The organism is Bacillus sp. ISL-18, from assembly GCF_018613415.1.
Taxonomy (GTDB): Bacteria; Bacillota; Bacilli; order Bacillales; family Cytobacillaceae; genus Neobacillus.
Window position 1 is genome coordinate 373,103 of record NZ_JAGGQG010000010.1, and the last position, 14,925, is coordinate 388,027.

Below are 14,925 nucleotides of genomic sequence, written 5' to 3' on the forward strand. Positions count from 1 at the left end.
CTTTGAAAATCAGGCTTTTGTTTCTTCAACCGTGTTCACCTCCATATCAGTGAGAATAGCAATAAGAGTTTCATAGCAATTAGTCCCTGCATGAATGAACTGCTTAATACCCAGACTCTGCCACTGAGGCTGTTTTTCTACTTCTGGAAGCCCGGCTAAATAAAATAGGCAGTCAGGAAATTCGGATAGTAGGACTGAAAGTATGTTTTCACCTGCTAGTTCGTACTGTTCATTTGTTCCACAAAAGCAGAAATAGGATGTAGCTGTCTCTAAGATAAATTGTTTAGCATGTTCTATATTTAAGATTGGCTTGCTTTCTATTGCGTTCAAGCCGCCTGCCGCCAAAAAGCCTTTCATAAAATCAAGCCTTGGTTTATAGTGCTTTAATTCTCCAAGACATACGATCCCTACAGATGGAATAGTACCAACTTTTTCTTCAAGCTGCTTTGCCTTTTTCCGCAGCTCTTCAAATGGCTCTGTAAGTCTCCGTGCAGGAATTGCATCTATTTCGCTTAATGAATACGTTCCATTTAAAAAAAAATGGTTTATGTTCCGCTGTTGAGGGTTGGAGGGGATTTCATTTATATCTGCATAAACATTGGTTCCAACCATACTTTGCTTTCTTGTTTGAATATCCAGATTCTTACTGTCATAGACAGCTTTAATTTCCTGTTGCAGCCAATTGGATTTTAAACTATTTAATATACCGCCCTGGGCTTCGATTTTTTGGAAATAATCCCAAGCTTTTTCGGCAAGTTCATTCGTTAGTTCTTCCACATACCAAGAACCGCCTGCTGGATCGATTACTTTTTCAAGGTGTGCCTCATGTTTCAAGAGTAGTTGAATATTTCTAGCGATTCTTTCTGCAAATGGTGTAGTGACTGTAAGGTGATCAAAAGGAGCAACATGTAAATATTGGGCCCCTCCGATGGTGGCAGCAAATGCTTCATTTCCGGCCCTTAGAAGATTGACATAGGGGTCATGTAAGGATTTTGTAAAAGAAGAGGTCTCAGCAGAAATAATCATCCCTCGGGCTTCGTCTTTGATACCGTAAAGTTCCGTTATTCGATTCCAGAGTACTCTTGCTGCCCGAAGTTTAGCTATTTCCATAAAGAAGTTATTTCCAATCGAAAATTGGAAGACGATTTTTTTTACGATTGCATGAAGATCTAGTTCGCTCTCCTGAAGGATATCGAGATACTGTACCCCTTCTGCAATGGCAATGGCCAGTTCTTGGACGGCATTTGCTCCGCCATTATGATATGGGGTGGTATCAATTAGAATGGTGCTTAGTGATGAAAAACTTTTACTATACTTGTTTGTATTTTTTTTCCATTCCTCGATATATTCCTGTGAGAAAGCTCCTTCCTCAGCAAATAGTGCAATCGGGTCTGAACCAATATAACCAGTAACCTTATCAGCTGTGTTTTCATCTTCGGCCAGTTTGGCTAAAACTTTTAGAACCGCTGATTGCCATCCTTTTGCATTAATCGCCAAGGGATATTGATGATAGAGTCCTTCTAAAACGCTAGAAAGGCTGTGATTTGTTTCAATTAATTCCTCCGATACCTTAATGGCAATGGCCGTTTGCCCTTTTTCTAAGGCATCATGAAGTTTCTCCTTTAATTCACTAGGTGATTGGTAGGCTAACTGCTGAGCAACGTTCCACTTATTCGTGTGGTAGCCCAATGGATCAATTCCTCGCCGATAATCGGAACCTCCCGGATAATCTGGAACTGGCTTCTCATCGTTCCGTGAATAAAGCGGTTTCAAAACAATGTTCTCATATGTATGATGATGTAAGGAATCAATCTTTTTCCCTCTTAGGGTGCTTTCCGCTTTCTCTTGCCAATCCTCAATTGTTTTCTGTAAAAATGATTGATTTTTTATATTTTCCAACTCCATCTCCCCTTTCTTCCGAATTGAAGTAAAATTCAATTAATTCTACTTATTTCTATTTTATGGTACAAATAGTTTTCAAGCAATAACAAAAGGCGCTGGAGCTGATTTCAGAGTCCTAATTCAATTATTTAAAATTTCCTATACCATCATAAAAACCGCTGCCAGCCCTGACAGCGGTTGTTTAATGCCTAATAAATAGATGTTGTTGATTTAGAGGTATTTTCCACAATTTCTTTCACTCGCTGTAAGAAACGGCCGCAAATTAGTCCGTCTAATACCCTGTGGTCCAATGACATACATAGATTCACCATATCTCTGATGGCAATCATGTTATTGTTCATGACTACTGGCCGTTTAACAATTGACTCCACTTGAAGGATCGCTGCTTGCGGGTAGTTAATGATTCCCATCGATTGAACGGAGCCAAATGAACCCGTGTTGTTCACCGTAAATGTCCCGCCTTGCATATCTTCTGATTTTAATTTCCCTGTTCGCACTTTTACGGCTAGTTCAGAGATTTCTCGAGCTATTCCTTTAATGGATTTTTCATCTGCATTTTTAATGACAGGAACAAATAAGGCATCTTCCGTGGCAACTGCAATAGAAATATTAATGTCTTTCTTTTGAATGATTTTATCCCCGGCCCACATTGAGTTTATTTGCGGGAACTCTTTCAAGGCTTGGGCTGTTGCTTTTACAAAAAAGGCAAAAAAGGTTAGATTGAAACCTTCATTCTTCTTGAAATCATCTTTTAGACTGTTGCGATATTCCACAAGATTAGTTGCATCCACTTCCATCATGGTCCAGGCATGCGGCGCTTCATGTTTACTGCGAAGCATATTAGCCGCGATCGCTTTACGTATCCCAGTGACTGGAATCTCAAGGTCTCCTGTACTAACGGGAACTGTCACTTGTTGAGGCGCCGGAGCCGAAACCGCTGCTGGCTGAATTGGCACAGCTGGCACTTCTTTTGCTTTGGCTTCGACTGCAGGTATTAATTCACTTACGGATTCAACCATTTGCGCTGAGGTTGGAATATGACCTGATTCAATTAATTTCAATAGGTCCTTTCTAGTAACCCGTCCCCCTGCACCTGTCCCAGATACCTTTGTTAAATCTATCCCGTGCTCTTGGGAAATTTTTAGCACAGCAGGTGAATACCGAGTTTTATTTGGTTGAACCGATGTACTTGTCGTTTCTGTTATTCTATTTTCTTCTGATTTAGGATTTTCTGCAGCAGCAGCGTCCTCTGTAGGGCTTGCTTCGATTTCAATGGTGCAGATTATTTCCCCGACCGCTAGTGTCTCTCCTTCTTCAGCAATCAGCTCTTTAATCACACCAGTAAAGGAGGACGGGACTTCTGCATTTACTTTATCGGTCATGACCTCGGCAAGTGGGTCGTATTTATTTACTCTATCACCCGCAGTGACTAACCACTTGCTAATAGTCCCTTCGGTTACACTTTCCCCTAATTGAGGCATTCTAATTTGTTCAATTGCCACGAGTTCCATACCTCCTTAATATTCCGCCAGCTCACGCATTGCTTTTTCAACTTTGTCCGGATTAATCATAAAGAATTTCTCCATAGTAGGAGAATATGGCATAGCCGGGACATCTGGCCCTGCGAGCCGCTTAATCGGAGCATCTAAATCAAATAAACAATGTTCCGCTATAATGGCTGAAACTTCACCGATGATGCTTCCTTCCTTATTGTCCTCTGTTATTAGCAGAACCTTGCCCGTTTTAGAAGCTGCCTCAATAATTGCCTCTTGGTCCAGCGGGTAGACAGTTCGTAAATCAAGGATATGAACAGAAATTCCATCGCGGGCTAATTTTTCTGCCGCTTGAAGGGCAAAATGAACACATAGACCATAAGTAATGACCGTAATATCTTCACCTTCTCGCTTTACATCAGCTTTTCCGATCGGCAGGGTATAATCATCGGCAGGGACCTCACCCTTAATTAAACGATAGGCCCGTTTGTGCTCGAAAAAGAGAACAGGGTCATTGTCGCGAATAGCTGCTTTTAATAGTCCTTTCGCATCGTATGGTGTTGAAGGCATGACTATTTTCAAGCCCGGCTGATTAGCAAAAACGGCTTCCACTGATTGGGAATGATAAAGTGCTCCATGTACTCCTCCGCCGTAAGGGGCACGGATAACAATTGGACAGTTCCAATCATTATTAGAACGATAGCGAATTTTTGCCGCTTCAGAAATAATTTGGTTTACAGCAGGCATGATAAAATCAGCAAATTGCATTTCTGCAATTGGGCGCATTCCGTACATCGCTGCCCCGATTCCTACACCTGCGATAGCTGACTCGGCAAGTGGTGTATCAATGACCCGCTCCTCGCCAAATTGTTCGTACAACCCCTGGGTTGCTTTAAATACGCCGCCTTTTACCCCTACATCTTCTCCTAGGATAAACACTTTTGGATCCCGTTCCATTTCTTCACGCATCGCCATTGTGATTGAATCAATATATGAAATAATTGCCATTTTACGTCCCCCTTACTCTTCCGTTTCCGCATAAACATATTTCAATGCATCTTCTGGTGCTGAATAAGGAGCATTTTCAGCATAATCAGTCGCCTCATTCACCAGTTTCATCACACGGTCATTGATTTCTTTTTCTAGTTCATCATTTAAGACATTCGTTTCCTTCAAATAGGCTCCAAAGGTCATCAGCGGATCCTTTGTTTTTGCTTTAGCCACTTCATCCGGTGCGCGGTATGAACGATCGTCATCATCCGAAGAATGTGGTGTAAGACGGTAAGAGACCGTTTCAACCAGTGTTGGACCTTCACCGCGGCGGCCTCTGTCAGCAGCCTCTTTTACAGCCCTATACACTTCTAAAGGATCATTACCATCCACTGTTACACCTGGCATCCCATATCCGATTGCACGATCTGACACCTTTTCACAGGCCAATTGTTTTTCAATTGGGACAGAAATAGCATATTTATTATTTTCACACATGAAAATAACAGGAAGTTTATGCACACCTGCAAAGTTTGCTCCCTCATGGAAATCTCCTTGGTTTGAGGAACCTTCTCCAAAGGTAACAAATGTTACGAGGTCTTTTTTCTCCATCTTTCCTGCAAGAGCGATTCCTACAGCGTGAGGAACTTGTGTCGTAACAGGAGACGATCCTGTAACGATTCTATTTTTCTTTTGGCCAAAGTGTCCAGGCATTTGCCGGCTCCCCGAATTGGGGTCCTCCGCCTTGGCAAAACCCGAGAGCATCAATTCTGTTGGGGTCATCCCGAATGTTAATACAACCCCCATGTCACGGTAATAAGGAAGTACATAATCCTTCTCGCGGTCAAGAGCAAAAGCGGCCCCTACTTGTGCTGCCTCTTGGCCCTGACATGAAATAACAAATGGGATTTTTCCAGCACGATTCAATAACCACATCCGCTCATCAATACGTCGGGCCAAAAGCATCGTCTCAAACATTTCCAATACCTTTTGGTCGCTTAAACCTAAAATTTCATGACGCTTTTCTGCCATATATTTCTTACCTCCCGATTGTTCGCTATACACTAGCAGTGATTTTAGCATAAAACGTTTATTTATTACGAATGAATGGCCTTGCCATCAACGGCTAGGGCAGCTTCTCCAATGGCTTCTGTCAAAGTTGGATGTGGATGAATGGTATGAGCAATTTCCCATGGTGTTGCATCTAATACCATGGCAAGCCCCGCCTCTGTAATCATATCTGTTACATGCGGCCCGATCATATGCACCCCTAGAATATCATCAGTCTCCGAATCAGCAACAATTTTTACAAAGCCATCTGATTCACCGAAAACAAGAGCTTTCCCGATTGCCCGGAAGGAAAACTTGCCTATTTTCAATTTATGGCCTTTTTCTTTTGCCTGCTCCTCAGTTATTCCTACACTGGAAACCTCCGGGTTACTATAGATGCACCTGGATACTAAGTTATAATTCATTGGTGATGGCTTTTCTCCTGCTATATGCTCAACTGCAATAATTCCCTCGTGCGAGGCAACATGTGCAAGTTGTAAACCGCCGATTACGTCACCTATTGCATAAATATGTGACTCTTTTGTTTGAAAAAATTCATTGGTCACAATAAAACCATTTTCAGCTTGGATATCTGTATTTTCAAGGCCTATTCCTTCTAGATTTGCTTGGCGGCCAACTGAGACTAAGAGTTTTTCAGCCTTAAACTGTTTAAGCACGCCTTTAACCTCTGCTGAAATACTAACCTCTTGATCTTTTACAATGGTTTCAGGCAGCACCTTAGTACTTGTAACCAGGTTAATCCCTCTCTTTTTCATAACTCGCTGCATTTCTTTAGAAATCTCTTTATCCTCTGTTGGAATAATGCGGTCAGCAAACTCAAGAACTGTAACATCAACACCAAAATCAGACAGCATAGAAGCCCATTCTATTCCTATCACACCGCCTCCAATTATAAGGATGGATTTTGGCAACTCTTTAAGCTGTAATGCTTCATCAGAAGACATAACAAATTCACCATCGATATCCAAACCAGGAAGCGTTCTAGGCCTTGAACCTGTGGCCACAATTACATTTTTCGGAATTAACATCTCGTTTTCCGTTCCGTTGTTCATTTCAACCGAAATGGTTCCTGGCATTGGTGAAAAAATCGATGGTCCAAGGATGCGGCCGATTCCTTCATAAACATCAATCTTTCCTTGTTTCATTAAATGTTGAACGCCTTTATGTAATTGATCAATAATTTTATTTTTTCTAGCTTGAACCTTCCCAAAATCTAATGAAACATCGCTCGTGATCACACCAAAATCCTCACCGCGCTTTGTTGTTGCAAATACTTCTGCACTTCTTAATAGTGCCTTACTTGGGATGCATCCTTTATGCAGGCAGGTTCCTCCCAACTTTCCTTTTTCAACAATGGCTGTTTTTAAACCAAGCTGAGAAGCACGAATAGCTGCCACATAGCCGCCAGTTCCACCTCCAAGAATGACCAAATCATATTCTTGTGCCATTAATATTTCCTCCCCATTTTCTCAAATTTTTGCAGTGGAAAAATTCCCTGGATATACTTTCACCTCTTCTTCACCCCGTAAAACCCGAAGAGCTCCTTCGGCCAAGGCTTGAAGCTCATCTTCACCGGGACGAACTATCACATCTGCAATCCAATTAACCCGATCACTAATTCGTTTGACGAAACCTGTTCCATAAGCAAGGCCTCCTGTTAAAACAATGGCATCCACCTTGCCAGAAAGAACCGCACTGCAAGAACCAATTTCCTTAGCTACTTGATAGGACATTGCCTCATATATTAATTCCGCCTTTTTGTCACCCGCAGCAATTCTTTGTTCTACTTCTATCGCATCATTTGTTCCAAGATAACCAACAAGTCCCCCTTGCCCAACCAGTCGTTTCATAATTTCTTCTCTGTAATGTTCACCAGAGTAACAAAGTGCTATCAAATCTCCTGAAGGAACTGTTCCGGCCCGTTCAGGACTAAAAGGACCATCGCCATGCAAACCATTGTTCACATCTATTACTTTGCCTTGTTGATGGACACCAACCGTAATTCCCCCGCCCATATGGGCAACAATTAGATTCAATTCACTGTATTCTCTCCCCAGTTCCTTTGCTACTCTCCTGGCTACAGCTTTTTGGTTTAAGGCATGAAAGATGCTTTTTCGCTCAATTAGGGAAAAACCAGAAATCCTTGCAATCGGAGCAAGTTCGTCAACAACCACCGGATCGACAATAAAGGCTGGTATATTAAGTCCTGATGCAATTTCGTAGGCAATAATCCCGCCTAAATTGGATGCATGCTGGCCGGAGTAACCAGATTGCAAATCCTTTAACATCAAATCATTGACTGCGTATGTTCCCCCTTTAATAGGACGGAGTAATCCACCACGACCACAGACTGCTGATAATTTTGATATATTTATTCCTTCATTATCCAGTGTTTCCAAAATTGCTGTTTTTCTAAAATGATATTGGTCAATAATATTAGCAAAAGTATTAATTTTTTTAGCTTCATGGCGGATTGTTTTTTCAAAAATTGAAATTTCATGATCAAAAATGCCTATTTTAGTGGATGTTGATCCTGGGTTGATAGCTAGTATCCGATAGTTATTTTCTTGCAACGTCATAACCTCCACTTTAAAAACATCTACCTAATGGCAAATGCGCTGAATTCTAATTCAGCGCTCCGCCTTAACTTCAATTTCATAGTTAGCCATGGATTTTTGCACTAACCTCTGACACTGGTTTTGGTTCTCGCTATTATCTTGAAATTCGATGGCTTAAAATGTGATGACCATTTTGCAAAAATTGGCTTCTTGAATTGCGGATTCGTTCAATTCTTTCTTCTGCCATCCGATCAGCGGCAACATAGGTTGGGATCCCATCCCGTTTCGAAATTTCAATTACCTTTTCAATTGTTGTATAAAGCTGTTCAACCTTTTTCATGGCACGTTCTTGATTGTAACCATAAAGCTCATCCGCCACATTAATAACGCCGCCAGCATTTATTACATAGTCCGGGGCGTAGACAATCCCCATTTCATGAATGGTATCACCATGTCGGGTATCCTTTAATTGGTTATTGGCTGAACCTGCAATTACTTTTGCTTTTAATTGAGGGATTGTTTCATCGTTGATGGTTGCCCCTAAAGCACAAGGAGCATAGATGTCACATTCCACCCCATAAATGTCATCTGGATCAACTGCACGTGCACCAAAAGCTTCAACCGCCCGATTAACCGCTTCTTTATTAATGTCCGTTACGATAAGCTGGGCCCCTTCCTTATGCAGATATTCACAAAGAGTATAAGCAACATTACCAACTCCCTGAACAGCAACGACTCTTCCTTCAAGAGAATCTGTACCAAATGCTTCCTTTGCCGCTGCTTTCATTCCGCGATATACACCGTAAGCGGTGACTGGAGATGGATTGCCTGATGAACCAAATGCAGGCGATATACCAGTTACAAAATCTGTTTCCTCATGGATTAGGTCCATATCCGCTACAGTGGTCCCTACATCTTCAGCTGTAATATATCTTCCATTTAAGCCTTGGATATAACGGCCGAATGCTCTAAATAACGCTTCACTCTTATCTTTACGAGGATCGCCAATGATAACTGTTTTTCCTCCTCCTAGATTTAAACCTGCCGCTGCATTTTTATAAGTCATCCCTCTTGCAAGACGAAGAGCATCTTCAATGGCAGCTTCCTCAGAGGCATATGTCCACATACGCGTACCGCCCAATGCTGGGCCAAGAGTCGTATCATGAATAGCAATAATTGCTTTTAGACCTGATTGCTTATCTTGACAAAAAACCAATTGCTCATAATCATATTTTTCTAAATATTTAAAGATCTCCATGAATTTTTCCTCCTCAAAATGGGTAAAAATCTATTTATTAACACAGCATAAGGCTAAAGCTAATGAGTAGAGCTTACTCTCAGCGGAATCCGCTCTTGATGTCAGTACAATGGGAGCACTCGCTCCTGTAAGGACCGCACCTACCTTTGCCTTAGCAAAGTAAATTAATGATTTGTATAACACATTTCCAACTTCAATAGAAGGCACTAATAAGATATCTGCTCTACCTGCTACATCGCTATTAATCCCTTTGTGTTCTGCCGCTAATTCAGAAATAGCATTATCAAGACCCAAGGGTCCATCGACTATGCAACCCTTAATCTGCCCGCGTCTATTCATCATTGTTAATGCAGCTGCATCAAGGGTTGCCGGCATATCTGGGTTTACCACTTCAACCGCAGCAATGACAGCCACTTTTGGCATTTCGATTCCGATTGATTTGGCAAGTGTAACGGAATTATTTACAATTTGGACTTTTTGTCCGAGGTTAGGAGCAATGTTCATAGCAGCATCTGTAATTAAGATTAGTTGGTTATAGCCAGGGATTTCAAAAACAGAAGTATGTGATAAAACATTCCCTGTCCTAAGTCCATATTCCTTATTTAAAACTGCCTTTAATAATGTACTGGATGGAATATTTCCTTTCATCAGCACATTTGCTTGTTTGTTAAATACTGCTTGAACCGCGGACTCAGCAGCAACATCGGCAGATTCTGAATGAACAATTCTTAATTTATGATTATTCAGCAAATCATGTTTTTGCAATTTAAGCAGTAAACGGATTTTTTCTTGATCGCCATAAAGTATAAATTCAGCAAGATTTCGCTTTAAGGCATCTATCACGGCCTCCATAACTTCTGCCGTGTCTGCTGCAGCTACAGCAACCGTATTATGGCCTTTTCGGGTTGCTTGGTTAAACAGTGAATCCAGCAACAAGCGTTCATCAACCCTTTCTTCACTTCCTCAATCCCGTAATAAAATATGCAAGTTTTGTGCCAAAACACTTCTATGTAAACGTTTTATTTTCTAAAACCGAACAATGCAATAATTTTCCTAGCATGAAAATTATTGCGTGCTATTCTTTTCAAGATTAAACTTATCCAGCTTATAATATAGATTTCTTACCGATAAACCTAATGTTTTAGCTGTTAATGTTTTATTTCCGTTCAATCGTGAAAGGGTTTCCCGGATAATCCTCGCTTCGTATTCATCCATCATTTCAGGCAAGGTCCTTTCTACATGAACCGGTACAGTGGAGTTTATTCCAGAAGATTCATACTTAAATGTTTTATTCCTTAATTCTGGAAGATGGTGAACATCTATCAAAGTATCACTATAATTCATAAAAATAATCGCCCTGCCCAAAATATTTTCTAATTCTCGGACATTTCCCGGCCAGTCATATTCCATTAATTCAGTTAGTGCATTGTTCGTTACACCTTCCACATTTCTTCCATAGTCTCGATTAATCTTTTCAATCAGTCTGCTGCATAAAACAGGGATTTCCTCTTTACGTTTCCTGAGCGGAGGAATTTGAATTGGCATACGGTTTAATCGGTAATATAAGTCTTCCCTAAACGTTCCTTTAGCAATACCCTTTTCCAGATTTACATTTGTTGCAGCAATGACTCGGACATTTATGTTTATCGGCTTTGCAGCACCGACACGGGTAATTTCACTTTCCTGCAGAACCCTCAGGAGCTTTGCTTGCGTATTGGCAGACAATTCCCCTATCTCATCCAAAAAGATACTGCCATTGTTCGCTTCTTCAAAAAACCCTCGTTTTCCTCCCCTTTGTGCGCCTGAAAAGGCACCTTCCTCATAGCCAAATAATTCACTCTCTAACAATGATTCCGAAATGGCTGCACAATTTACCCGAATAAATTTATTGTATTTTCGGTCACTCGCATTATGGATCGCATGGGCAAACAACTCTTTACCCGTTCCTGATTCCCCTCTGAGCAGTACAGTGGCAGGAGTTTTTGCTCCAAGCTTTGCCTGTTCAATCGCAATGACCATTTCCTCCGAGATACCGATAATATCTTCGAATGTGTATTTTGCTTCAAGCGTTCGGATGATTTGTCTAGCCCGATTTAATTCTCTGCTTAACGATTTCATTTCTGACATATCATGAACAACACCGACGCTGCCTTTTAATTTCCCTTCCACTATGATCGGAGCAACATTGACAATTACTTCCCTTTTATTTGGACCTACCCTCATTGGCACACCGCGTACAGCTCTTCTTGTTTGTAACACCTTCATATGCATACTCTCACCCTCAGAAATGTCAGCCGTTGCGGGCTGCCCGATAACTTGATCCTTGGTAAGGCCTGTTAGTCTAGTGTAGGCAGGATTAATGAGGATTCCACGCCCAGTTTCATCTACAACGGAGATAGCATCATCGCTCGAATGGATAATGGCTTGGAGCATGGTTTGGATTTCTTTTAAATTCGTTATCTCCTCTGCTAAATTGACCACTTCGGTTATATCCTTAAAAACAGCAAATGCCCCCATTAATGTTCCATTTTCTTCAATGATAGGAATTCGGGTCGTTATAATTTTTCGTCCATTACCTAATTTCATTTCTTGGTTAGATTCTATTCTTCTTGTTTTCAAAATTAATAAAAGCCTGCTCGTTGGGATCACTTCTAGAACAGCCTTGCCAATTGCGTGCTCTTTTTTTACACCCATGATCTCCTCGGCTCTTTTATTAAACAGGATGATTTGTCCTTGTTGGTTGATTACCATCATACCATCGTTGGCCGCGTTAAAAATGAGTTCCTGCTTATATGAATCATTCTGAAGCTTGGACACAAGTTCTTCCTTTTCTTCCATGAGCTTTGATACTAAGAAGGCCACACTCCCGGGAATTAATACAGTTTGCTTACTTTTAGCATTTCGAATTTCTTGAAAAACTTCATCACTACCTGTTACTTCAATAATGATATCAATATTCTTATTTAAAAAGGGCTCCCAGCTTGTCCCTGTGTTAATTCCTTCTTTCCTAGCAAAGAGGATTCCCGGAGCATCTTCGTTTCGATCGATTACAACGTGAACATTAAGCACTTCGGATTCTTTTAAAATTTTTAAGATTGCCGTTCCACCTTTACCAGCACCAACAATCATAATATTTTGCATTTTTTATACCCCTTTTGGCATTAGGAAATTTTTTGCACTCATCAAAGAAAAACCCCTGCAAATATCTTCATTATCAATTTTATAACTAAATGACCCTCCTTGACAATTTTCTTCTATATAAAAATATTTTGTTGAGATATAATGATAGAGAAGTCAGTTATTATCTAGTAATTGGAAGGATTTATTTATGATTCGTATTATTGCTCTCATCATTTTAGTCATTCCAGGTGCATTAGCAGCTTTAGGAATTAAATTAATGCGTGATATGACATTTGGAATTTTGCAGGCACCATTTCCAAATTTATTATTGCAATTCTTAACGGGTTTGATTTTTTTTATCGGGGGTCTTGGATTTGTAGCAGGGTTTATATTTCATCGAGACCGGAAGCGCAATAAAGTTCAACCTAAGTTTAAGAAATAGTTTGCAGCTATGGACATTTAAAAAAGGAGAGGCTGTTCGATTTTGAACAGCACTCTCCTTTTCAATTAACAAATACTATGATTTGTTCTCATATTGTTTCCGGATACGGAGAGCCTTAACAGGGTCATCCGTTATGATGGCGGTACAATTTATTTTAAAAAGCCGGTGCATATCTTCGTCTTTGTTAACGGTATAGGGTCGTACCGCAATGCCATTTTCCATTGTTTTAACAAGAATAGTATCAGACATAGCGGAGTGTTTGGGATGAATTCCTTTTGCCCGGATGGATTGGGCATAAATCCAAGGCATATAAATTCCTTCGATAAACAGTGGGGCTGTTTCAATTTCTGGTGCAATCCTGTAACTGTATACAATACTATAATGATTAAACGAGGAGATAATGATCCGATCACTAAGCCCATATCTTCTAACTAGCTGAATTACTTTTTCTTCCATTCCCTCATATGGAATAAGACCGTTCTTTAACTCAATGTTACAAATTAATGTATTGGATTGGAGCCATTCCAATACTTCAATTAGGGAAGGGATTGGTTCCTTTTTTTGGCCGTCTTTGTTTGCATTTAATTTTCTAATTTCTTTAAATAAGAAATCTTTAACAAATCCCTTTCCTGTAGTAGTCCGGTCAACTTTTTCATCATGAATAACGACAATTTCTCCATCCTTCGTTAACTGAACATCAAGTTCTAATCCATCGGCACCAGCTTTATCAGCACCTATAAAGGCGCCCATGGTATTTTCCGAATATAAGGTGGAATATCCACGGTGCGCAAAAATTTGTGTCATATTTTCACTTCCCAATATAAAAATGGAGGAATGTACATGAAGCCATTGCAATTATCAACAGAAACTGCCCTAAAACTATCTAAGGAACTAAAAATACCGTTAGAACAGCTTATGCATCTACCTCAACATATTCTCATCCAAAAACTAATGGAAGTAGAAAAGAAAGAAAGAAAATAAATAAACCACCTTAAACCTAAAAAGTAAGGCCTTCATTCATTGGAATGAAGGCCTTATGCCGTATTACTGGTCATTTCAAGAAGCCTTATGTTCAAGGCGTAATTTATCTGCTACCATAGCAATAAATTCGCTGTTAGTAGGCTTTGCTTTCGACATACTTACTGTATAGCCGAAAAGGGACGAAATGGAGTCAATATTCCCCCTGCTCCATGCTACCTCAATCGCATGACGAATAGCCCGTTCCACACGGCTTGCTGTCGTATTATATTTCTTGGCGATATCGGGATATAATACTTTTGTGATGGAACCTAAAAGTTCAATATCGTTGTAAACCATTGAGATGGCTTCACGCAAGTATAAATATCCTTTTATATGCGCCGGAACACCTATTTCATGGATAATACTCGTGATGCTTGCATCAAGATTTTTTGGTTTTTGTTCGGCTTGGGAACGGTAACTTACAGATGGAGCCTTCCTTGTAAACGTATTACCATTACCGCTTACTTGTCGAATGTGACTGCCAAGATTCTCCATATCGAATGGTTTTAAGATAAAATAAGATGCACCAAGTTCAACAGCCTTTTTGGTCACATCCTCCTGTCCAAATGCAGTTAGCATAATGACATTGGGAATCGTTCCTTTTTTCACATCACGTAAACGTTCAAGGACGGCTAAACCGTCAAGATGAGGCATTATGATATCCAGCACAAGAACATCAGGATCTGCGGAGGTTAGCATATCTAAACATTCTTGACCATTATGTGCAATACCGACAACTTCCATATCATCTTGGGAGGAAATATAGTCCTCTAATAATCCAACTAACTCTCTATTATCGTCAACAACGCATACCTTGATTTTTTTCAATTCCAGTTCCTCCCTCATCAAATCCAGTCTCTATTTTTAAGTGAACATTTTAATCGTGCGTTTTTTCTCTTAATTCTATTCTAAATTAGAAATTCGACAATGCAACTAAAATTCCTTTCATTTTTTAAATATTTGTTAAAATAGTGATAAAATCTCATCTTTTCTTTGTTTTACTTCTTTTTTCGACTTAAATCGCATCTTTTCCAATTTATACCTGTTTTTTGTCGAATTTTCTTTATATAA

Annotated in this window: 13 protein-coding genes; 2 read left to right on the top strand and 11 right to left on the bottom strand. The window is 40.1% G+C overall.

Features of this window, described 5'->3' with window-relative positions:
- Window positions 1-9 precede the first annotated feature (9 nt).
- From J7E81_RS14910 to J7E81_RS14950, 9 genes are all read right to left on the bottom strand, one after another.
- Window positions 10-1,899 carry a methylmalonyl-CoA mutase subunit beta gene (locus tag J7E81_RS14910; protein ID WP_215043350.1) on the bottom strand — a complete coding sequence of 630 codons (1,890 nt, stop codon included), beginning with the start codon at window positions 1,897-1,899 and terminating at the stop codon, window positions 10-12.
- A 191-nt stretch (window positions 1,900-2,090) separates the two neighbouring features.
- Window positions 2,091-3,404, bottom strand: coding sequence for a dihydrolipoamide acetyltransferase family protein (locus J7E81_RS14915; protein ID WP_215043352.1), 1,314 nt, complete (start codon window positions 3,402-3,404; stop codon window positions 2,091-2,093).
- 15 nt (window positions 3,405-3,419) lie between these two features.
- Window positions 3,420-4,403: an alpha-ketoacid dehydrogenase subunit beta gene (locus J7E81_RS14920; protein ID WP_215043354.1), complete on the bottom strand. Its 984-nt coding sequence runs from the start codon at window positions 4,401-4,403 to the stop codon at window positions 3,420-3,422.
- Between the two features lie 12 nt (window positions 4,404-4,415).
- Window positions 4,416-5,417, bottom strand: a complete 1,002-nt coding sequence (locus J7E81_RS14925; protein ID WP_215043356.1) for a thiamine pyrophosphate-dependent dehydrogenase E1 component subunit alpha — start codon at window positions 5,415-5,417, stop codon at window positions 4,416-4,418.
- 65 nt (window positions 5,418-5,482) lie between these two features.
- Window positions 5,483-6,904 carry a dihydrolipoyl dehydrogenase gene (lpdA, locus tag J7E81_RS14930; protein ID WP_215043357.1) on the bottom strand — a complete coding sequence of 474 codons (1,422 nt, stop codon included), beginning with the start codon at window positions 6,902-6,904 and terminating at the stop codon, window positions 5,483-5,485.
- A 21-nt stretch (window positions 6,905-6,925) separates the two neighbouring features.
- Window positions 6,926-8,035, bottom strand: coding sequence for a butyrate kinase (gene buk / locus J7E81_RS14935; RefSeq protein ID WP_374104045.1), 1,110 nt, complete (start codon window positions 8,033-8,035; stop codon window positions 6,926-6,928).
- Between the two features lie 133 nt (window positions 8,036-8,168).
- Window positions 8,169-9,272, bottom strand: a complete 1,104-nt coding sequence (gene bcd, locus J7E81_RS14940) for a branched-chain amino acid dehydrogenase (protein WP_215043361.1) — start codon at window positions 9,270-9,272, stop codon at window positions 8,169-8,171.
- Between the two features lie 30 nt (window positions 9,273-9,302).
- On the bottom strand, window positions 9,303-10,208 hold the full coding sequence (yqiS, locus tag J7E81_RS14945; protein ID WP_215043363.1) for a phosphate butyryltransferase: 906 nt from the start codon (window positions 10,206-10,208) through the stop codon (window positions 9,303-9,305).
- 129 nt (window positions 10,209-10,337) lie between these two features.
- Window positions 10,338-12,413, bottom strand: coding sequence for a sigma-54 interaction domain-containing protein (locus J7E81_RS14950; protein WP_215043365.1), 2,076 nt, complete (start codon window positions 12,411-12,413; stop codon window positions 10,338-10,340).
- A 187-nt stretch (window positions 12,414-12,600) separates the two neighbouring features.
- Between J7E81_RS14950 and J7E81_RS14955 the strand changes: the two genes are divergently transcribed.
- A complete protein-coding gene (locus J7E81_RS14955) occupies window positions 12,601-12,834 on the top strand; it encodes a DUF2627 domain-containing protein (protein ID WP_215043367.1) in 234 nt (77 codons plus the stop codon).
- Between the two features lie 75 nt (window positions 12,835-12,909).
- Here J7E81_RS14955 and J7E81_RS14960 read toward each other — a convergent pair whose 3' ends face one another.
- Complete coding sequence (locus tag J7E81_RS14960) at window positions 12,910-13,638, bottom strand: glycerophosphodiester phosphodiesterase (protein WP_215043369.1); 729 nt, start codon at window positions 13,636-13,638, stop codon at window positions 12,910-12,912.
- 36 nt (window positions 13,639-13,674) lie between these two features.
- On the opposite strand from J7E81_RS14960, the gene J7E81_RS14965 reads away from it, so the two are divergent.
- A complete protein-coding gene (locus tag J7E81_RS14965; protein ID WP_215043371.1) occupies window positions 13,675-13,815 on the top strand; it encodes a YycC family protein in 141 nt (46 codons plus the stop codon).
- 75 nt (window positions 13,816-13,890) lie between these two features.
- Here J7E81_RS14965 and spo0A read toward each other — a convergent pair whose 3' ends face one another.
- Window positions 13,891-14,682, bottom strand: coding sequence for a sporulation transcription factor Spo0A (gene spo0A / locus J7E81_RS14970; protein ID WP_215043373.1), 792 nt, complete (start codon window positions 14,680-14,682; stop codon window positions 13,891-13,893).
- Between the last annotated feature and the right edge of the window lie 243 nt (window positions 14,683-14,925).